Annotated in this window: 16 protein-coding genes; 11 read left to right on the top strand and 5 right to left on the bottom strand. The window is 63.8% G+C overall.

The genetic code is table 11. The features are described 5' to 3' along the window. Positions 1-351 precede the first annotated feature (351 nt). The gene (gene ertB, locus AC07UR_RS12910; protein WP_209790665.1) at positions 352-2,010 is read left to right on the top strand and encodes a thiourocanate hydratase; all 1,659 of its coding nucleotides are present in this window, start codon (positions 352-354) and stop codon (positions 2,008-2,010) included. A gap of 243 nt (positions 2,011-2,253) precedes the next feature. Here ertB and AC07UR_RS12905 read toward each other — a convergent pair whose 3' ends face one another. The 5 genes from AC07UR_RS12905 to AC07UR_RS12885 all read right to left on the bottom strand — a co-directional run bounded on the left by AC07UR_RS12905 (position 2,254) and on the right by AC07UR_RS12885 (position 7,316). Then, positions 2,254-3,015, bottom strand: coding sequence for an SDR family NAD(P)-dependent oxidoreductase (locus AC07UR_RS12905; protein ID WP_173420672.1), 762 nt, complete (start codon positions 3,013-3,015; stop codon positions 2,254-2,256). Positions 3,016-3,019: 4 nt separating this feature from the next. Beyond that, the gene (locus AC07UR_RS12900; protein ID WP_209790666.1) at positions 3,020-3,838 is read right to left on the bottom strand and encodes an ABC transporter permease; all 819 of its coding nucleotides are present in this window, start codon (positions 3,836-3,838) and stop codon (positions 3,020-3,022) included. Continuing rightward, on the bottom strand, positions 3,838-4,704 hold the full coding sequence (locus tag AC07UR_RS12895) for an ABC transporter permease (protein WP_209790667.1): 867 nt from the start codon (positions 4,702-4,704) through the stop codon (positions 3,838-3,840). Before AC07UR_RS12895 ends, AC07UR_RS12900 begins: the two co-directional genes overlap by 1 nt. 297 nt (positions 4,705-5,001) lie before the next feature. Continuing rightward, complete coding sequence (locus AC07UR_RS12890) at positions 5,002-6,162, bottom strand: polyamine ABC transporter substrate-binding protein (protein ID WP_209790668.1); 1,161 nt, start codon at positions 6,160-6,162, stop codon at positions 5,002-5,004. Positions 6,163-6,227: 65 nt separating this feature from the next. Further along, a complete protein-coding gene (locus AC07UR_RS12885; RefSeq protein WP_209790669.1) occupies positions 6,228-7,316 on the bottom strand; it encodes an ABC transporter ATP-binding protein in 1,089 nt (362 codons plus the stop codon). Positions 7,317-7,502: 186 nt separating this feature from the next. Here AC07UR_RS12885 and AC07UR_RS12880 point away from each other — a divergent pair, with 186 nt between their 5' ends. From AC07UR_RS12880 to AC07UR_RS12835, 10 genes are all read left to right on the top strand, one after another. Next, positions 7,503-8,306 (top strand): helix-turn-helix transcriptional regulator, encoded by an 804-nt coding sequence (locus AC07UR_RS12880; RefSeq protein ID WP_209790670.1) that lies wholly within the window; start codon positions 7,503-7,505, stop codon positions 8,304-8,306. Between the two features lie 421 nt (positions 8,307-8,727). Then, positions 8,728-9,696 carry a sugar-binding transcriptional regulator gene (locus tag AC07UR_RS12875; RefSeq protein WP_173420666.1) on the top strand — a complete coding sequence of 323 codons (969 nt, stop codon included), beginning with the start codon at positions 8,728-8,730 and terminating at the stop codon, positions 9,694-9,696. A 126-nt stretch (positions 9,697-9,822) separates the two neighbouring features. After that, entirely contained in the window at positions 9,823-11,268 is a 1,446-nt protein-coding gene (locus AC07UR_RS12870) for an ABC transporter substrate-binding protein (RefSeq protein ID WP_209790671.1), read from the top strand. A gap of 193 nt (positions 11,269-11,461) precedes the next feature. Next, a complete protein-coding gene (locus tag AC07UR_RS12865) occupies positions 11,462-12,385 on the top strand; it encodes a carbohydrate ABC transporter permease (RefSeq protein WP_209790672.1) in 924 nt (307 codons plus the stop codon). A 10-nt stretch (positions 12,386-12,395) separates the two neighbouring features. Continuing rightward, on the top strand, positions 12,396-13,253 hold the full coding sequence (locus AC07UR_RS12860; RefSeq protein ID WP_173420664.1) for a carbohydrate ABC transporter permease: 858 nt from the start codon (positions 12,396-12,398) through the stop codon (positions 13,251-13,253). A 3-nt stretch (positions 13,254-13,256) separates the two neighbouring features. After that, positions 13,257-14,375, top strand: a complete 1,119-nt coding sequence (locus AC07UR_RS12855; protein WP_209790673.1) for an ABC transporter ATP-binding protein — start codon at positions 13,257-13,259, stop codon at positions 14,373-14,375. Continuing rightward, a complete protein-coding gene (locus AC07UR_RS12850; RefSeq protein ID WP_209790674.1) occupies positions 14,372-15,496 on the top strand; it encodes an ABC transporter ATP-binding protein in 1,125 nt (374 codons plus the stop codon). Before AC07UR_RS12855 ends, AC07UR_RS12850 begins: the two co-directional genes overlap by 4 nt. After that, on the top strand, positions 15,496-17,073 hold the full coding sequence (locus AC07UR_RS12845) for an FGGY-family carbohydrate kinase (RefSeq protein ID WP_209790675.1): 1,578 nt from the start codon (positions 15,496-15,498) through the stop codon (positions 17,071-17,073). Before AC07UR_RS12850 ends, AC07UR_RS12845 begins: the two co-directional genes overlap by 1 nt. Continuing rightward, the gene (locus AC07UR_RS12840) at positions 17,070-18,107 is read left to right on the top strand and encodes a 2-hydroxyacid dehydrogenase (protein ID WP_209790676.1); all 1,038 of its coding nucleotides are present in this window, start codon (positions 17,070-17,072) and stop codon (positions 18,105-18,107) included. Before AC07UR_RS12845 ends, AC07UR_RS12840 begins: the two co-directional genes overlap by 4 nt. Further along, positions 18,107-19,639 (top strand): glycerol-3-phosphate dehydrogenase, encoded by a 1,533-nt coding sequence (locus AC07UR_RS12835; RefSeq protein WP_209790677.1) that lies wholly within the window; start codon positions 18,107-18,109, stop codon positions 19,637-19,639. Before AC07UR_RS12840 ends, AC07UR_RS12835 begins: the two co-directional genes overlap by 1 nt. Positions 19,640-19,648: the final 9 nt, after the last annotated feature.

The raw sequence follows: 19,648 nt of genomic DNA, 5'->3' as shown, positions 1-19,648 counted from the left end.
GAATTGCCCCTCACCCTAGCCCTCTCCCCGCTTGCGGGGAGAGGGGACGTGCCAGCTATCATCCGCGGTGCGCGAGGCAGGGGCGAGCGCGTCACTCGCCCCTGTGATTCGAGGAGACGTCGAGGTGGCGTGTGACCGGGGCGGCAAACACAACGGATCCCCTCTCCCCGCTAGCGGGGAGAGGGTGAGGGGCCGTCGCGACCCGCCACCACAAACGTCGGGGCCGGCGACTTTCGCGCCACGAATGCAAGGGAGCGTGACCTCCCGCCATCATAAGCGAGAGGGGGCAGCGACCCGTCGCCGTGAATGCCTGGGGCAAACGCCCCCGAGACAACAACGAGGAACGAAACGATGCCCAAGGCCAATCCCCGTCATCCTGGCTTCCCCATTCCCGGCGGCTCGGAGCTTCGCGCCAAGGGCTGGCGGCAGGAAGCGTTGCTGCGGCTGCTCGAAAACGTGCTTTCCGTCGGCGAGGACCCGGACAATCTCATCGTCTATGCCGCGCTCGGCAAGGCGGCGCGCAGCTGGCCGGCGCATCGCGCCATCGTCAAGGCGCTGACCGAGATGGACGAGGACCAGACGCTGATCATCCAGTCCGGCAAGCCCGTGGGATTGCTCAAGACTCATGCCAAGGCGCCGCTCGTCATCATGGCCAATTGCAACATCGTCGGCCAGTGGGCGAAGGCCGAGGTGTTCTATGAATTGCAGCGCAAGGGTCTGATCTGCTGGGGCGGGCTGACGGCCGGCGCCTGGCAGTATATCGGCAGCCAGGGGGTGATCCAGGGCACCTACGAGATCTTCATGCGCATCGCCGAGCGCCGCTTCGGAGGCGACCTTGCCGGCCGCTTCGTGCTGACGGCAGGCCTCGGCGGCATGGGCGGGGCGCAGCCGCTTGCCGGCCGCATGGCCGGGGCTGCCATCCTTTGCGTCGATATCGATGCGGAGCGGGCCAGGAAGCGCCGGGAGATCGGCTATCTCCAGGAGATCGCGCCGGATCTCGATACGGCACTGTCGATGATCGACGCGGCGGTGAAGGACAAGCGGGCGCTGTCCGTCGGCCTCGTCGGCAATGCTGCGGAAATCTATCCGGAGATTGCCCGGCGCGGCATCGTGCCCGATGTGGTGACCGACCAGACTTCCGCGCACGATCTCGTCTACGGCTACGTGCCGAAGGGCATGACTATTGATCAGGTGAAATCGCTGCGCGACGACGGTCAGGGACAGTTGATGGCGGCAAGCCGGGCCTCGATCGTCGAGCACGTCAAGGCGATGCTTGACTTCCAGAGACAAGGCGCTGAGGTCTTCGACAACGGCAACCTGATCCGCACCCAGGCGCGCGAGGGTGGCGTCGCCAACGCTTTCGACATTCCGATCTTCACCGAGGCCTATCTGCGCCCGCTCTTTGCCCGGGCAATCGGCCCCTTCCGCTGGATGGCGCTGTCGGGCGAAGAGAGCGACATCGCCCGCATCGACGACCTGCTCCTCGACATGTTCCCGAACAACAAGATCGTCACCAACTGGATCAGGCTTGCGCGCCAACATATCCCGTTCGAGGGCCTGCCGGCCCGCATCGCCTGGCTCGGCCATGGCGAGCGCACGGCGCTGGCCCGCCGCGTCAACGTGCTGGTGGCATCCGGCGAACTGAAAGGCCCGGTCGCCTTTTCGCGCGACCATCTCGATGCCGGCGCCATGGCGCATCCCAACATCATGACCGAGCGGATGAAGGACGGATCGGACGCGATCGCTGACTGGCCGTTGCTCGACGCCATGCTGCTCTGCTCGTCGATGGCCGATCTCGTTGTCGTGCATTCCGGCGGTGGCGGCTATGCCGGGTATATGACCAGCTGCGGCGTGACGGTGATTGCCGACGGCACAGTCGAGGCCGACGAGCGGCTCGACCATGCGCTCACCAACGATACGTCGCTCGGTGTCATCCGCTATGCCGATGCGGGGTACGAGGAGAGTTTCGAGGAGATTGCTGCAAAAGGCATCGGGCATGTGAAGGTGTGAGGGCCTTTGCTGCGCGCCGACCCTCATCCCTGTGCTCGTCACAGGGATCCAGCGGTGGCCGCGTCGGCGGCGCCAGCGACTCGCTCGCCCCGTGTCCCGCAACAGTCATTCACGGCGCGGACGCGCCGTGGCTGGATCCCTGTGACGAGCACAGGAACGAGGAGGTGTGGGACCGCTGCGGGCCTACTAGGCACTCACCAACCTGAGGCGGCGGGATGTACTGCATCCCTGCACACCTGACCATCACACCACCGTCTCGCCGCCATCGACCACCAGGATCTGGCCGGTCATGTAGGACGAGCGATCCGAGACGAGAAAAAGGACCGACTCGGCGATCTCCTCGACGCTCGCCCAGCGGCCGAGCGGCACCTTTTCGCGGATATAGGCCTCGATCGCGCCGCGGCCGCCCATTTGCGCAATGAAGGGCTCGTTGAAGGGGGTATCGACCCAGCCGGGGCAGAGCGCGTTGACGCGGATGCCATGGCGGGCGTAATCGCCGGCCATCTGCTTGGTCATGGCGATAACGGCGTGTTTCGTCGTGGTGTAGGCGATCATCTCGCGGTCGTAGAGCACGCCTGACGATGACGAGGTGTTGACGATGACACCACGGCCGGCGGCCTTCATCGACGGCACGACCAGGCGGGCGGCCATGAAATGGGCGCGGACATTGAGGCTCCAGGAGCGGTCGAAGCCGGAGACCTCCACGTCTTCAAGGCTGCCCGCAACCTGTGCGCCGGCGTGGTTGTGCAGGATATCGATGCGGCCGTGGCGATAGAGGACATCAGCGATGCCGTCTGCAAGTGCTGCGTCGTCGGTGACATCGAGCGTGACAGCCTCGGCCTTGCCGCCCATGGCGCGAATGGTGTCGACGGTCAGGCTGCCGGCCTCGACGCTGCGGTCAACGACGACGACGTGCGCGCCCTCGCGCGCCATGATGGCAGCGCCTGCCTTTCCAATCCCGGAGCCCGCTCCGGTCACGATCGCGACCCGGTCTTTCAGGATCATCTGTTCACTCCCCGGATTTCGGTTTTTTATACCGCATCAGGATGCGGGCGGTCAGGATCAGGAGCAGCGAGGCGACGAGGACGAGCGTCGCGATCGCGTTGATCTCGGGCGTCACGCCGCGGCGGATCGAGGCGAAGACGTAGATCGGCAGCGTCGTCTTCGAGCCGGCGACGAAGAAGGCGATGATGAAATCGTCGAAGGAGAAGGTGAAGGCGAGCAGGAAGCCGGCGAGGATCGACGGCAGGATCTGCGGCAGCACGATCAGCCGGAAGGTGGTTAGCGGCGTGGCGTAGAGATCGCTGGAGGCTTCGACGATGTCGCGCCCGAGGCTGGCGATACGGGCTTTGACGATCATGGTGACGAGTGCCATCGAGAAAAGGCCGTGGGCGGCGATGATGGAACCATAGCCGAGCCCGAGTTGCGGCGGCTGCTCGCCCGGCCAGATCGTTGCCAGCGCCGGGTTGACGAAGGAGAAGACGGCAACGAGTGCCACCAGCGTGGCGATGCCGATGACGACGCCGGGAACGACGATGGCCGCTGCAAAGAGCGCATCGAAGATCGCGCGGTTGCGCGGCGCCAGCCGCTCCATGCCGAGTGCGGCCATGGTGCCGAAGATTGCCGCGAGCGTCGCGCTTGTAAAGGCGATCATCAGGCTGTTCTGCAGCGCCGAGACCAGGAAGGTATTGCCGAGCGCCTTGCCGTACCAGGCGGTCGAAAACCCGGTGAACTCGCTGGCGCTGCGTCCGGCATTGAACGAGAACAAGACGACGAGTGCGATCGGCGCGTAAAGGAAGATGTAGACCGAGGAGATGAAGGCGCGCATCAGACGAGATCCACTTGTCTTGTACCGGCGACCCTGAAGGCGATGCGCATCGCCACCATCAGGATCACCACGACCACGGCCACCAGCGTTACGGCGATCGCCGAGCCGAAGGGCCAGTTTCGCGATTGCAGGAAGAGATCGACCAGCGCATTGCCGATGAAGAACACCTTGCCCCCGCCAAGCAATTGCGGGATCAGGTATTCACCAAGCAGCAGGATGGTGACGAGCGCGACGCCGGTCATCACGCCCGGTAGCGACAAGGGCAGAGTGACGCCGAAGAACGTCGATACCGGTTTGGCGCCGAGATCGGCGGAGGCTTCGAGCAGTCGGCGGTCGAGCTTTTCGAGACTGACATAGATCGGCATGATCATCAGCGGCAGATAGCCATAGACGATGCCGAGCAGCACGGCGCCGGGCGTATTCAACAGCCGCACATCCTCAAGGCCGATCATCGACAGGAGGTTCGGGATGCCGCGCGAGCCGAGGATGTACATCCAGGCATAGGTGCGCACGAGCAGGCTCGTCCAGAAGGGCACGACCACCAGCGACACGAGGATCAGCCGGTAGCGCGGGTTGGCCTTGACGGCGAGGTAATAGGCGACTGGATAGGCTATGAGCAGGCAGGCGAGCGCGCCGATCGGCGCGAGAACGAGCGTGTTCCAGAAGGCGGCCGCCCGCGTCGGAAGTCTTGCAAACTGGGCGAAGGTGAAGGCTGCCTGATAGCCGCCTTCCGGCGCGCGTTCGCCAAAGGCGAAGACCAGCATGGCGATGAACGGCAGCACGAGAAAGATCATCAGCCATGCCGCCGCCGGCGCCACCAGCGCCGCCGTCACCAGGTTTCTCTTCGTGTTCGTTGCCACAGGCATAAAGCTCATCCGTTCGCATTTCAGTCGTGTTTTCGGGCCCATCGGCGCAGCGAGGGAGCCCCCTCATCCACACGGTGAGGGAAGCCCCTCATCCGGCCTGCCGGCCACCTTCTCCCCGCAGGCGGGGCGAAGGAGACTCGTGGCGCCCGCCCGGTCCCACGCATGAACAGCGGGAAAGGGAGCGGTGAGCCCGCCACTTGTCCCTTCTCCCCGTCAGAACGGGGAGAAGGTGCCGGCAGGCGGATGAGGGGCGCTTCCCTCTCGACGCAAGTGAGGACAGTACGGTCCGGGCGCTGATCAAGCCGACTTGAACCGCGCCATCAGTTCGGCGCGGCCCGGATCCGTCAGCGTCACGGCGGCGCCGAACTCGAGCGGCGTCAGCGAAGCTTCGTCCGGATAGACGATCTTGTTGCCGGTAACATCAGCCGGAAGCAGCTTCAGCACGCGGCTGTCGGTGGTGGGCGCGCCGTTGGCGATGTGTTCCTTGACTGCGTTTTCCGGCGCCATCAGGTAGTTGAGCAGCGCGTAGCCGGCCGCCTTGTTGGCGGCACTCTTCGGGATCGCGTAGAAATCCGACCAGATCTCGCCGCCGTCCTTGCCGAGCACGAACTGGATTTCCGGCATGTCGCGGTTGAGTTGCGCGCCGTCATTGGTCCAGCACATGGTCATCCAGGCATCGGTCGCGCGCATCGATGGCTGGTAATCGCTGTTGATGGCGTAGAGATGCGGCTTCACCTTGATCAAGAGTTCCTCGGCCTTGGCGAGTTCGTCCGGCTTGGTCGAGTTGAAGGAATAGCCGAGCGACACCAGCGCATTGCCGATGGTGGTCAGCTGGTAGTCGTGCACCATGGCACGGCCGTCAGCCTCGGTCATGGCCACCTCGAAGAAGTCCTTCCAGCTGGCGATCGGGGTCTTGATCTTGGTCGAGTTGAGCGCAATGCCGGTGGTGCCCCAGTTCTTCGGCACGGCATAGGTCTTGCCGTCGACGACGCCCTCGTTGGTGAAGCGCGCGGTCTCGGTCGCAGCGTCGTAGTTCGGCAGCTTGGAGAGATCGAGTTCGTCGATCAGCCCGAGCTTCACATAGGTGGAGATCGTGTAGTTGGTCGGCACGAACAGGTCCCAGCCGGTGCCGCCGGCCTGGAGTTTCGCCAGCATCTCCTCGTTGGAGCCAAAGACATTGACCTCGACGGCAACGCCGGTTGCGGCCTGGAACGCCTCGAAGGTGGCGGGGTCATGGTAGTTCGGCCAGGTGGCGATCGACATCTGGGTGCCGAGATCCTGCGCGAAAGCGGTCGAGGAGAACAGGCCGGGCTGGCGCGCCAGCACTGCGGTTGCAAGGCCAAGGCCGGTAACGCCGAGGAAATGACGGCGGGTGACCGAACCGCGCTTCAGGCGCATCAGTTCGTCGGCGAGCTGCTCGGCGGTGATCGGGGCATTTTCTCTGTACCATTTGGTCATGACGCTGTTCCCTTTATTGTTTGACGTTCATGCAAGGTCCCGGCCGGCTTGGCCGGGAAGAGATTTCAGGCCGGAAAGACGTGAAGCGCGTTGGGATCGAAGGCGAGCCCGACCTTGTCGCCAGGCTCGACAAGATCGCTGTCGCCGAGCGCCCTGCGATCGGCGGTAACGAGGAAATCACCGAGGCCGTCGACGTCGACGGAGTATTCGACCGACGATCCGAGGAAAATGCGGTGCGTGACGGTGCCGGAGAGGGCAGCGGTGCCTGCCGCGCCGTTGCGTTTCAGGCTGATTGCTTCCGGGCGCAGGGCGACCATGGCTGAACCGGCGCTCGGCGTCGTCGTGGCGGGTGATGCAATCCGGGTGCCATCGGCAAAGACGAGCGAGGCGCCACCGTTGTCGACGGTGGCAGCGATCCGGTTAGTCTTGCCGACGAAATCGGCGACGAACAGGCTTGCCGGGCGGTCGTATATCTCCTGCGGCGGCCCGACCTGGACGATACGGCCGGCATTCATGACGCAGACGAAGTCGCTCATCGATAGCGCTTCTTCCTGGTCGTGGGTCACGAGCACGAAGGTGATGCCGAGCTCTCGCTGCAACGTCTGCAGTTCGATCTGCATGGCGGTGCGCAGCTTCTTGTCGAGCGCTGCCAACGGCTCGTCGAGCAGGAGCACCTTCGGCTTGTTGACGATGGCGCGGGCAAGCGCCACGCGCTGTTGCTGGCCGCCGGACATCTCGTGGATCCGGCGCTTGCCGAAGCCGCCGAGGCGAACCATCTCCAGCGCCTCCTGGGCGCGGCGCGTAATCTCGGCGCTCGCGATGCGCGGCCGCATCTGCCTCAGGCCGTAGGAGACGTTCTGCTCGACGTCGAGATGGGGAAACAGCGCATACTGCTGGAACACCATGTTGACCGGGCGCCGGTAGGCGGCAACGCCGTTCATCGGCTCGCCGCTGATGTAGACAGTGCCTTCGCTCGGCTGCTCGAAGCCGCCGATCATGCGCAGGCAGGTTGTCTTGCCGCAGCCGGAAGGGCCAAGCAGCGCCATGAAGGCGCCCTTGGGCACCGCGAAGTTGATGTCCGAAACGGCGGTCACGCTGCCATAGCGTTTGGCGACCGAACGGAACTCGATGTCGTTCGTCGAAGCGGATGTCACGTCTGTTCCCTGCGGTTGTTGTCGGATACCGCCAAGGCTCGGATGCCCTTGCGTTCCACCGTCATTGACAGGCAGCCTAGTCAAAGCGCCCGGTCCCGGTATATACCCCGAGAGAGGTATTTTAACTCAGAATGGCTTGTGGGAGGAGTATACCCCTAAACAGGGCCGGATCGGCGGGAGAGCGGTTTGGGCATCGATCTCGAGGGGTTATTTCAGGTCATGGCGCCCATGGTCGACGGGGCGGCGATGGACGACGAGGCCGTGGGCTCGGCCTATCGGCAATTGATGTCGGCGCTGATGACATTCGATTACGTGGTGGTGTTCGCCTATCGCGGCAAGGAACGGCCGATCGACCTCTACAGCACCTTCAATGCCAAGGATCACGTGCTGTTCGTCAGCCTCTACCAGGCGGGTCCCTATCTGCTCGACCCGTTCTACCACGCGGCCTGCGAAGGCAAGCCGGGCGTCTGGCGGATGCGCGAGCGGGCGCCGGACCGGTTTTTCTCCAGCGAGTATTACCGGACCTATTACGTCCAGACGGGGCTGGCCGAGGAAGTCGGGTTCTTCGTGCCGATCAGCGACGAGATCACGATCGTGCTGTCGCTGATGCGGCGCGAGGCGACGGGGGCCTTCAGTCCTGCAGAATTCGCCCTGTTGAAGAAGGCCGAGCCGCTGGTCTCGGCACTGGTGCGCCACCATTGGGCCGATCTCGGGCGCCGGTTCGACGCGGCGTTGGCAAAGACCGGGCGCAGCCGCCGGAAGTCCACGCATCCACCGGCCGACGGCGTCTGGCAACATCTCAATCTGACCGAGCGCGAATCCTCGATCATCGAACTGGTGCTGCAGGGGCATTCGTCGGAATCGATCGGGCTGAAGCTCGGCATCTCGACCGGGACCGTCAAGGTTCACCGCCGCAATGTCTACCGCAAGCTCGGCATCTCCTCGCAGACGCAGCTTCTCTCGCTCTATCTGCGCAATCTCGGCCAGTAGGGGCGTACGAGACCTTTCAGAGGGGGCTTGGAGGTGTTGCACAATCCATTCTCCCTCGTTCCCGCCTTGTGCCGGAATCCAGAGACCTGACGTCTGTCGCGTTAAAAGCGCTTTCAGTGCAATGATTTAGGTTGGTTGCAACCCTGTAGCGGGCACAGGGATTCGGCGCTTCGCGGCGCCCGCTGCTTTCCATTGGTCCGCCGAAGGCAGCAGTCTCGTTGCCATCTTTTCTCGGCCAGCGGCACCCTCGTCGCCGATCCCTTCTCCTCATTACGACCACCGATCCACAAACCGTGATTGCCGCTTGCGCGTTCTCGCTTGACATTTTTTTCACGACATGAAATTTCTTTCATCAACGAGATAAAAATATCATGCAGTGCAAAAAATATCGGGCACTGCAACATAAAATCGGGTGGGAACGATGGCGATCATCGGCGGTACAAACCTTCGCGACGACGAAACCAGCATGGCGACGCGGGCGGCTTGGCTGCACTATGCCGGCGGTCTAACCCAGGCGGAGGTCGCCAAACGGCTGGGGCTGACATCGCTCAAGGCCCACCGCCTGATCATGAAGGCCAACCAGGAAGGCCTGGTGAAGGTCTATATCGACGGCGAAGTGTCGGAATGTGTCGAGCTGGAGCAGAAGCTCTCGGCGCGCTACGGCCTCGACTATTGCGAGGTTGTTCCGGATTTCGATGCGGACGACCTGCCGCTGAAGGCGCTCGGCATATCCGGCGCGCAGTTCCTCAAGCGCGAGATCGAACGCGGCGAGACCGCGCTCGTCGGCGTCGGCCATGGCCGTACGCTTGCCGCGTGCGTCGAATATCTGCCGCGAACGACCAGCAACAACACCCGGTTCGTCTCACTGCTCGGCGGGCTCACCCGCAAGTTCTCGGCCAACCCGCATGACGTGATCCACCGGCTGGCCGAGCGCACGGGTGCCGAGGCCTATGTCATGCCCGTACCGTTCTTCGCCAACACGGTCGAGGATCGCGACGTGCTCTTCAGCCAGCGCGGCGTGCGCGAGGTCTTCGATCTCGCCAAGACAGCAGACCTGCTGATGGTCGGCATCGGCACGGCGGAGCGCGAGGCGTCGCTGGTGTCGACCGGGATGATCGAAATGAGCGAGATCGAGGAAATTCAAAGGGGAGGCGGCAAGGGCGAGTTGCTCGGCCACTTCTTCGATGAGGATGGCCGCCCGATCGAGACGACGCTGTCGAACCGCACCTTCACGCTCAGCCGCGACGACCTGAAGGATCGTCGCACGGTGGCGGTCGCCGGCGGCAAGATCAAGACGCCCGCCATTCGCGCCGTGCTTGGCAGTGGCCTGTTGAGCGGGCTCATCACCGACGAAAAGACGGCACGGGCGCTCGCCGCCGACGTCAAATGAGGAGTGTCTGACACGTCGAGGGGCGAGGGCGAAGAGGTGTCGCTCTCAAGCCTCAAGGGGAGGAATACCGGTCGGGTAGCCGGTGATCGCATGATGCAATCATACCCGCAACGGAGGAGAAGACTTATGTACGAGAAGGAGAAAGACCTCATCAGCGCGTTTCTGCGCGGAGAGGTAGATCGTCGCGGCATGCTCAAGGGTCTCGGTGCTGCGGGCCTTGCCGCCGGCACCGCCGGTACGCTCTTCAACATGATGTCGACCCAGGCGCTGGCCGCCGATTTCGACTGGAAGGCGCATTCCGGAAAGTCGCTGAAGCTGCTTTTGAACAAGCATCCCTATGCCGACGCGATGATTGCCAACCTTCAGGCCTTCAAGGATCTGACCGGTATCGAAGTCACCTATGACGTGTTCCCGGAAGACGTCTATTTCGACAAGGTGACGGCAGCGCTGTCCTCGGGTTCCACCGAGTACGACGCCTTCATGACCGGCGCCTACATGACCTGGACCTACGGTCCCGCAGGCTGGATCACCGATCTCAACGAATGGATCAAGGATCCGACCAAGACCAATCCGCAATATGCCTGGGACGACTTCCTGCCGGGCGTGAAGAACTCCTGCGCCTGGAACGGCCAGCCGGGCGGCGCGCTCGGTTCGGAAGACGCCAAGCAATGGTGCATTCCGTGGGGCTACGAGCAGAACAACCTCTCATACAACCAGGAAATGTTCGACAAGGCGGGCGTCGCCGTTCCGAAGAACCTCGACGAGCTTTCCGCAGCTGCGGCGAAACTCACCAAGGATGTTGGTGGCGGTGTCTACGGCATCGGCGTGCGTGGTTCGCGCTCGTGGGCGACGATCCATCCGGGCTTCCTGTCGGGTTACGCCAATTTCGGCCAAAAGGACCTGAACGTCTCGGCTGACGGCAAGCTTTCCGCGGCGATGAACACTGCCGAATCCAAGGCCTTCCACACCAAATGGGTGTCGATGATCCAGGAAAGCGGGCCGAAGGACTGGTCGACCTACACCTGGTATCAGGTCGGCACCGATCTTGGCGCCGGAGCCTCCGCCATGATCTACGATGCCGACATTCTCGGCTACTTCATGAACGGCGGCGACAACAAGATGGCGGGCAAGCTGGCTTACGCGCCGTTCGCCGCCAATCCGGCCACTTCCGCACCGACGCCGAACATCTGGATCTGGTCGCTTGCCATGTCCAACTTCGCCAAGGACAAGGACGCGACCTGGTACTTCCTGCAGTGGGCGACCGGTCTCGAGCATGCCATCTTCGGCGCGACCAAGATGGACTTCGTCAACCCGGTTCGTGCATCGGTCTGGAAGGACGAGATCTTCCGCGAGCGGCTGAACAAGAGCTATCCGGGTTATGTGGAGATGCACGACATTTCCGCACCGGGCGCGAAGATCCACTTCACCGCGCAGCCGCTGTTCTTCGACGTCACCACCGAATGGGCGGCGACGCTGCAGAAGATGGTCGCCAAGCAGGTGCCGGTCGATGAAGGTCTCGACCAGCTCGTCGAAAGCATCGATCGCCAGCTGAAGGAAGCTGGTCTCGGCTGATAGGCCTCCCAAGCGATGCCCGGCGACTTGAGAGCCGCGTGTTCACATGAACGCAAAAGGCACTTGAGCGTCGGGCGTCCCGTGACCGGCCGGTGGCCGCCCAAAGCAACCTGAGATGCCGATGGACTGGCGCGGGCGCGAGACGCCTCGCGTGCCGCGTGCTTTCTTCAAGAGTTAGAGAACGGAGCTCGACATGGCTTCAACAGCAACCCTCCGCAAACCGGCGTCAGGTTTCAGGATCAGCAGGAAGATGCTTCCCTATGTGCTGAGCCTGCCGGCGCTTCTGGTGTGCATCGGCATTCTCATCCCCTTCTTCACGGCGGTCATCTATTCGTTCCAGCGCTACCGGCTGAGCCAGCCTTGGGCGCGCCAGTTCAACTGGGGCGAAAACTACCTGAACTTCGTCACCGATCCGGCCTTCTGGAACACGCTGAGGGTATCGCTGCTTTATGCCGGCATCACCGTGACGCTGGAACTGCTGCTCGGCCTCGGCATCGCGCTGCTCCTGCAGCGCCGCTCGACCATCAACAACTTCATCTCGATCATGCTGCTTCTGCCGCTGATGATCGCGCCGGCGCTGGCGGCGCTGATGTGGAAGCTGATGACCAATCCGAGCTTCGGCATTCTCAGCTATCTCGCAAGCCTGATCGGTCTGCATGATTTCCGCTGGGCCTCGTCACCGGATACCGCACTTCTGACCGTGGTTCTGGTCGATATCTGGGTCTACACGCCCTTCATCATGATCCTGCTTCTGGCCGGGCTCCGGTCGCTGCCGACCCAGCCGTTCGAGGCGGCTGCCCTTGACGGCGTGCCGAGAAGCTTTGTGTTTTTCCGCATCACCTTGCCGATGCTGACGCCCTATATCCTGACGGCGACCTTGTTCCGCCTGCTCGACAGCATCCAGCAGTTCGACATCATCTATGCGATGACGCAAGGGGGGCCCGGCAATACGCTGACCGTCTTCCAGGTGGAGGCCTATCTCAATTTCTTCCAGTCGACCAACGTCGGCCGTTCGGCAGCGCTTCTGATCATCCTGTGGGCGATCACCTACACGCTCTCCAACGTCTTCATCAAAAACTGGCTGCGCCTGCGCGAACGCGCCCGCGGCGAAGCGTAAGGAGGTTCCAATGGATACCATGTCTCCTGTCGAACGGGTCTTGCGCGCACTCGCCCTGACGCTCGTCGTCGTCTTCTTCATGTTCCCGATCTTCTGGATCTTCCTGATGTCGTTCCAGACGAACGAGACGATCCTGTCGATCCCGCCGTCGATCGTGTTTTCGCCGACGCTGTCGAACTATGCGGCGCTGATCACCGGCAAGCTGCAGACGGCGGCCGGCACGCTCGACATCGCGTTCATGCGCAACCTCGGCAACTCGATCTTCCTGTCGGTGACCTCCGTTGCCGTGGCGCTGGTGCTCGGTGTTCCCGCCGCCTATGCCTTCGCCCGGCACAAGTTCAAGGGATCGGAGGACATCGCGTTCACGCTTCTGTCGTTCCGCTTCGCGCCGCCGCTTTTGGTGCTCCTGCCGCTGACCCAATATTTCCAGTGGCTCGGGCTTTCCAACACCTATTTCGGCCTGATCTGGGTCTACCAGCTGATCTGCCTGCCGCTCATCCTGTGGATCGTACGCGGCTACTTTGAGGATATCTCGGCCGACGTCGAATATGCCTACCGCATCGCCGGCCACTCCTGGTTTGCGACCTTCCGCAAGATCGCCCTGCCGCTTGCCGGTCCGGGCATTGCGGCGGCCGGCCTGCTCGCCTTCATCTTCGCCTGGAACAATTTCGTCTTTGCGCTGGTGTTGGCATCGGCCGACAAGCAGCCGGTGACCGTGGGCGCACTTGCCTTCATCACCTCTTCGGGCATCCAATACGGGCAGATCGCCTCGGCCATCGTTCTCTCGGTGACGCCGACGCTGGCGCTCGCACTCTACGCTCAGCGCTACCTCGTCGAAGGCCTGTCGCTTGGCGCGGTGAAAGGGTAAGACATGACGACGCTTCACTTGCAAAACATCGTCAAGCGCTACAAGAGCCATACGGTTCTCGACGACCTGTCGCTCGACGTCGCCAATGGCGAACGCCTGGTGCTCTTCGGCCCGTCCGGTGCCGGCAAGACGGTGCTCCTGCGCCTGGTCGCCGGCGTCATCGAGCCGGACGAGGGCAGGGTGCTGATCGGCGGCGAGGACATGACCGATGTCGATGCCGAGCATCGCGGTGTCGGCATGGCCTTCCAGAACTTTGCGCTCTTTCCGCACATGAGCGCCTTCGACAACATCGCCAGCCCGCTGACGGCGACGCGGTCGTCGAAGGATGCGATTGCCGCCGGCGTGCACAAGGTCGCAAAGCTGCTCAAGATCGACCATGTGCTGAACCATCACCCGAAGGCGCTGTCCAACGGCCAGAAGCAGCGCACGGCGCTTGCCCGTGCGCTCGTCGGCTCGCCGCCGCTGCTGCTGCTCGACGATCCCTTGCGCAACGTCGATGCGAAGCTGCGCTTCGAAATGCGGTTGGAACTGCCGCGGCTGTTGGCCGCCCAGGGCGCGACCGTCGTCTACGTCACCCAGGACTACAAGGAAGCGATGGCGCTCGGCGACCGGATCGCGGTGATGTCGCAGGGCCGCATCCGCCAGATCGGAACCCCGCAGCAGATCTACAACGCGCCCGCCGATATCGAGATTGCCCGCCTCTTCGGCGATCCGACGATCAACCTACTGGATGTGACGCCGCAAAAGAGCGGCGACGGCGTCTTCGTCGAACTTTCCAACGTCCGGGTGCGCCTTTCCGATTATGACGGCGATGTCTCGGACAAGGCCTGCGTTCTCGGTCTTCGCCCTGAGGCCATCGTCTTTGTCGACGCATCGGCGCCGGGCGCCATTCCCGTGACGGTCGAGGCGGAAACGCCGCTCAACGAAAAGACCGTGACACTGGCGATGACGGCGCGCGGTCGCGAAATCCTGGTGTCGCGCCCGGCCGGAACGCCCGGGCCGGTGGCGGGCCCCGCGCATATCGCCGTCAACGGCGCCCAGGCCTTTCTCTTCGACAAGGCGAGCGGCCGGCTGTTGCCGCGCGCCGACATGGAATCCAAGCGCAATGGAGAAGCGGCATGACTGACACCGCTCTTTTGATCCGGGACGTCGACAAGTTTTATGGACCCGTCGATTACGGCGTGCACGCCGTCAAGAAGCTCAACATGGACGTCAGGAAGGGTGAGATCATCGCACTTCTGGGCTCGTCCGGTTGCGGCAAGACCTCGACGTTGCGCATGATCGCCGGCTTCGAGGCTGTGTCGCGCGGCACGATCTCGCTTGGCGGACGCGAGGTGCAGACCTTTGCACCGGTGCGTCGCAACGTCGCCATGGCCTTCGAGGGCTATTCGCTCTACCCGCCGCTGACGGTGCGCGAGAACATCGCCTTCGCGCTCAAGGCTTCCAAGCTGTCGCAAAGCGTCGTCGACGACAAGGTGGCCGGTATCGCCAAGCTCTTGGAAATCGAGGACATTCTCGGGCGCTATCCGAGCTCGATCTCCGGCGGCCAGCAGCAGCGCGCCTCGCTCGGCCGAGCGCTGATCCGCGACGCCAGCCTGCACCTGCTCGACGAGCCGATGGGCCAACTTGAGCCGCAGCTGCGCGCGGTGCTGCGCGGCCGTATCAAGCACTACATCAAGGAGCGCGGGCTGACGGCGATCCTCGTCACTCACGACCAGACGGAGGCAAACGCTCTTGCCGACCGCATTGCCGTCATGGAGGGCGGCGTGCTGCAGCAGTTCGATACGCCGCAGAAGATCAAGGAGCGTCCGGCCAACCTCTTCACCGGCACCTTCGTCGGCGAGCCGCCGATGAACGTGTTCGAGGCGAGCATCACCGGTTCCGATGCTAAGGTCTCATTCGGCCTCAAGGATGGCGTCAGGCTCGAATATCCGGCGTCGGACTTTTCCCATGCCGTGCGTGATGCGCTGATGAAGCGGCAGAAGGTGGTGCTCGGCATTAGACCTTACTCCGTGCGCCGCAGCGCCGACGGGGTCGCCGGCCGGGTGGCCGTCAACCAGTGGCTCGGCGACCAGACGCATATCGCCGCGGATTTTGCCGGTGGCACCATGGTGCTGGTGGAGCATGACCGCACAGAACTTGCCGTCGGCCAGCCGATCGGCATTCGCCTCGACCCGTCCAGCCTGCACGTGTTCGACGGCGACAGCGGCAAGGCGATCAGCCATGGCGAGGAGCTTGCCTGATGCGGGACATCCTCATCGGTATCGATGCGGGAACGTCGGTCATCAAGTCGGTGGCCTTCGACCTCGGCGGGCGGCAGCTTGCCATGGCCGCGGTGCCGAACGCCTATGAGGCCGTCGGCCGAACCGGCAGCGTGCAGGATCTCGACCGCACCTGGGCCGATACGGTCACCACCCTGACCGAGCTTTCGGCCAGGATCGACAACCTCCCTGGCCGTGTTGCCGCGATTGCGGTGACCGGCCAGGGCGATGGCACCTGGATGATCGACAAGGCGGGCGATCCCATCGGCAAGGGCTGGCTCTGGCTCGACGCGCGCGCCGGCGACACGGTCGAGCGGCTGCGCAGCGACAGCGGCGACGTCGAACGGTTTGCCAGCACCGGCTCCGGGCTTGCCGCCTGCCAGCAGGGCGCGCAACTGCGCTGGATGAGCGACAACGCGCCGGAAATGCTATCGGGTGTCGCGACCACGTTCCACTGCAAGGACTGGCTCTATTTCAAGTTGACGCAGATGCGCGCGACGGATCCGTCCGAAGCCAATTTCACCTTCGGCAACTTCCGCACCCGCAGCTATAACGACGACGTCATCCGTTTTCTCGGCCTGCAAGAGCTCAAGCATTTCCTGCCGGAGATCGTCGACGGGGCGACATCGCATCATCTGCTCTCGACGGATGCGGCTGCCGCCAGCGGCCTTCCCACGGGCACACCGGTTGTGCTCGGCTATGTCGACGTGGTCTGCACGGCCCTTGGCGCCGGGCTTTACGATCCCGGCACCGACACCGGCTGCTCAATCATCGGCTCGACAGGCATGCACATGCGACTTGCGACCAGCGCCGACGACGTGCGGCTCAACCGCGATCTCACCGGCTACACCATGTGCATGCCGATTGCCGACACCTACGCGCAGATGCAGTCGAACATGGCGGCAACGCTGAATATCGACTGGATCCTTTCGGTTGCTGGCGGGCTCCTGAAGGGCATGGGCGTCGAGAAGACCAAGGCTGAGCTTCTGTCCCACGTCGACGGCTGGCTGGCTGAGGCCAAGGATAGCTCGCTCATGTTCCAGCCCTATATCTCGGAAGCCGGCGAGCGCGGGCCCTTCGTCGACGCTTCGGCGCGGGCGTCCTTTGTCGGGCTGTCGATCACCCACGGTTTCGGCGATATGGTGAAGGCGGTGTTCGACGGGCTCGCCATGGCCGCACGCGATTGTTACGCCGAGATGGGGCCGCTTCCCGGCCGCATCCGGCTGACGGGTGGTGCGGCGCGCAGCGCCTCGCTTCGGCGCATTCTCGGGGGCGCCCTCGGCGCCAGCGTCCAGACCAGCGAGCGCGAGGAAGCGGGGGCGGCGGGTGCCGCCATGATCGCCGCCGTGTCGCTCGGCATCTATCCCTCGATGGCAGACTGCGTGCGCGACTGGGTGTCGCCGCACCAGCGTGCCGCCGAACCGGCCGACGAGGCGCTGGCGCGCCGTTACGACGGCCTTTTCCCCTCCTACCAGCAGTCGCGCATCGCGCTTCGCCCTGTCTGGCACGCACTTTCCCAGGGTGCGGCCGCGGGACCACAACAGGAAAGACTGAAATGAAGAAGATAGCCATCATCGGCGACCGGTTCATGCTGCCGGACGTGTTTCGCGACAAGATCGTCGAAGCAAGCGGCGACGGCCATGACATCCGCACCCTCGAACTGCCCTGGCCGGATGTGCCGATGGAGCACGGATACGCCGTCGAAGGCATGGACGGCCTGAAGGAATATCTGGGGAAGGCCGACGATATCGTCGAGTTCATCGGCGACGCGGAAATCCTGGTGACGCAGCTGGCGCCGCTCTCGCGTGGCATGCTGACCTCACTTCCCGGGCTGAAGCTCGTTGCCGTCTCGCGCGGCGGCCCCGTCAACATCGACATGGCGGCGGCCCGTGACGCCGGCGTCAGCGTCGTCAACACGCCCGGCCGCAATGCGAGCGCCGTTGCCGAATTCACGCTTGGCGCGATCCTCGCCGAGACGCGGTTGATCCGCACCGGCCACGAGGCGCTGCGCAAGGGGGAGTGGCGCGGCGATCTCTACCGGGCCGACCGCACCGGCCGCGAACTCTCAGAATTGACCGTCGGCGTCATCGGCTACGGCAATATCGGCACCAAGGTGGTGCGGTTGCTCCGGGCGTTTGGCACCAAAGTCCTGGTCCTCGACCCCTATGTGCAACTGTCGGCCGACGACCTCAACGGCGGGGTCGAGCAAGTCTCGCTCGACAACCTCCTGTCGCGCTCCGACGTCGTGACGCTGCACCCGCGCGTGACCGAGGAAACCCGGAACATGATGAATGCCGAGACCTTCGCCAAGATGAAACCCGGCGCGATCTTCGTCAACACGGCGCGAGGGCCGCTCTGCGACTATGACGCGCTCTATGAGAACCTGGTGAGCGGGCATCTCTCGGCGGCAATGCTCGAGACCTTCTCGGTGGAGCCGGTGCCGGAGGACTGGCCGCTGCTGCAGCTGCCGAACGTGACGCTGACGCCGCATATCGCCGGCGCCTCGGTGCGCACCGTCACCTTTGCCGCCGAGATGGCGGCGGAAGAAGTGCGCCGCTACATCGCCGGCCTGCCGCCGGTCAATCCGTGCTGATGACGGGGGACAAGACCGTGGGTTCCGAGACTGCACTCTATGATCTTTTCGTCGTCGGCGGCGGCGTCAACGGTGCGGGCATCGCGCGCGACGCCGCCGGACGCGGGCTCTCGGTGCTTTTGTGCGAAAAGGACGACCTGGCGCAGGGCACGAGTTCGCGCTCGGGCAAGCTTGTGCATGGTGGCTTGCGCTATCTTGAGTATTACGAGTTCCGGCTGGTGCGCGAGGCGCTGATCGAGCGCGAGGTGCTGCTCTCCTCCGCGCCGCATATCATCTGGCCGATGCGTTTCGTGCTGCCGCACAATCCGGCCGACCGGCCCGCCTGGCTCGTCCGGCTCGGGCTTTTCCTCTACGACCACCTCGGCGGTCGCAAGCGCCTGCCGGGCACACGCAGCCTCGATCTGAGAACCGCACCGGAGGGCGCTCCGATCAAGCGGGACTACCGCAAGGCCTTTGAATATTCTGACTGTTGGGTGGATGACGCCCGGCTCGTCGTGCTCAACGCGCTCGATGCGCAGAAGAAGGGCGCGCGCGTCCTGACCCGTACCGCCTGCAGCGCCATCCGCCGCGTCGACGGCCTCTGGCAAGTGGAGATGACGGACCTGCGCACCGGCGCGAAATCCGAGGTCCGGGCGCGTTCGGTCGTCAACACCGCCGGGCCATGGGTCAACGACGTGATCGGGCGGATCGCCGGGCTCAATTCCAGCCGCAGCGTGCGGCTGGTCAAGGGCAGCCATATCGTCGTGCCGAAATTCTGGGAGGGACGGCAGGCCTATCTGGTGCAGAATCCGGACAAGCGGGTGATCTTCATCAATCCCTACCAGAACGATCTGGCACTGATCGGCACCACTGACATCCCCTACGAGGGACGCCCCGAGGACGTGTCGGCCGACGGCAACGAGATCGCCTATCTCCTGAAATCGGTCAACCGCTACTTCAAGCAGCAACTGACCGAGGACGATATCGTCCATTCCTTCTCCGGCGTGCGGCCGCTCTATGACGACAATGCCGAGAACCCGTCGGCGGTGACGCGCGACTATATCTTCGAGGTCGATGCCGCCAATGGCCAGGCGCCGCTTCTTTCGGTCTTCGGCGGCAAGATCACCACGTTCCGCAAGCTGTCGGAGCATGCACTGGAGCGGCTGAAACCGTTTTTCCCTCAGATGGGCGCGGCCTGGACGGCAAAGGCGCATCTGCCCGGGGGCGACATGGCCGATGCGGATTTCGAGCAGTTTCTTGGCGATCTCAGGGCACGCTATCGCTGGCTGACGGCCGATCTCGCCAAGCACTATGCGCGGCTCTACGGTACGCGCGCGCATGACCTGATCGGCAATGCCCGGTCGCTCGACGACCTCGGTGCCGTCTTCAGCCCGCTGTTTCGCGAATGCGAGGCCCGCTTCCTGATTGACAACGAATGGGCCATGACTGCTGACGACCTCCTGGAGCGTCGCACGAAACATGGCCTGCACATGACGCCGGCCGAACGACAGGCTTTCACCGGCTGGCTGGAACGCCAGCAGGCGGCGGCCTGAAGGAGAGTG

It is taken from the genome of Ensifer sp. GW821-FHT05G01 (genome assembly GCF_059419585.1).
Note: the sequence above shows the minus strand (reverse complement) of the source record. Positions and strands in the feature narration are given on the sequence as shown.

Excerpts from the sequence above, each read along its gene's own strand:
- AC07UR_RS12890 (WP_209790668.1), bottom strand. The coding sequence starts at position 6,162 with ATGACCAAATGGTACAGAGAAAATGCCCCGATCACCGCCGAGCAGCTC.
- AC07UR_RS12870 (WP_209790671.1), top strand. The coding sequence starts at position 9,823 with ATGTACGAGAAGGAGAAAGACCTCATCAGCGCGTTTCTGCGCGGAGAG.
- AC07UR_RS12865 (WP_209790672.1), top strand. The coding sequence starts at position 11,462 with ATGGCTTCAACAGCAACCCTCCGCAAACCGGCGTCAGGTTTCAGGATC.
- AC07UR_RS12855 (WP_209790673.1), top strand. The coding sequence starts at position 13,257 with ATGACGACGCTTCACTTGCAAAACATCGTCAAGCGCTACAAGAGCCAT.
- AC07UR_RS12845 (WP_209790675.1), top strand. The coding sequence starts at position 15,496 with ATGCGGGACATCCTCATCGGTATCGATGCGGGAACGTCGGTCATCAAG.
- AC07UR_RS12895 (WP_209790667.1), bottom strand. The coding sequence starts at position 4,704 with ATGCCTGTGGCAACGAACACGAAGAGAAACCTGGTGACGGCGGCGCTG.
- ertB (WP_209790665.1), top strand. The coding sequence starts at position 352 with ATGCCCAAGGCCAATCCCCGTCATCCTGGCTTCCCCATTCCCGGCGGC.
- AC07UR_RS12875 (WP_173420666.1), top strand. The coding sequence starts at position 8,728 with ATGGCGATCATCGGCGGTACAAACCTTCGCGACGACGAAACCAGCATG.
- AC07UR_RS12840 (WP_209790676.1), top strand. The coding sequence starts at position 17,070 with ATGAAGAAGATAGCCATCATCGGCGACCGGTTCATGCTGCCGGACGTG.
- AC07UR_RS12850 (WP_209790674.1), top strand. The coding sequence starts at position 14,372 with ATGACTGACACCGCTCTTTTGATCCGGGACGTCGACAAGTTTTATGGA.
- AC07UR_RS12900 (WP_209790666.1), bottom strand. The coding sequence starts at position 3,838 with ATGCGCGCCTTCATCTCCTCGGTCTACATCTTCCTTTACGCGCCGATC.
- AC07UR_RS12835 (WP_209790677.1), top strand. The coding sequence starts at position 18,107 with ATGACGGGGGACAAGACCGTGGGTTCCGAGACTGCACTCTATGATCTT.
- AC07UR_RS12905 (WP_173420672.1), bottom strand. The coding sequence starts at position 3,015 with ATGATCCTGAAAGACCGGGTCGCGATCGTGACCGGAGCGGGCTCCGGG.
- AC07UR_RS12860 (WP_173420664.1), top strand. The coding sequence starts at position 12,396 with ATGGATACCATGTCTCCTGTCGAACGGGTCTTGCGCGCACTCGCCCTG.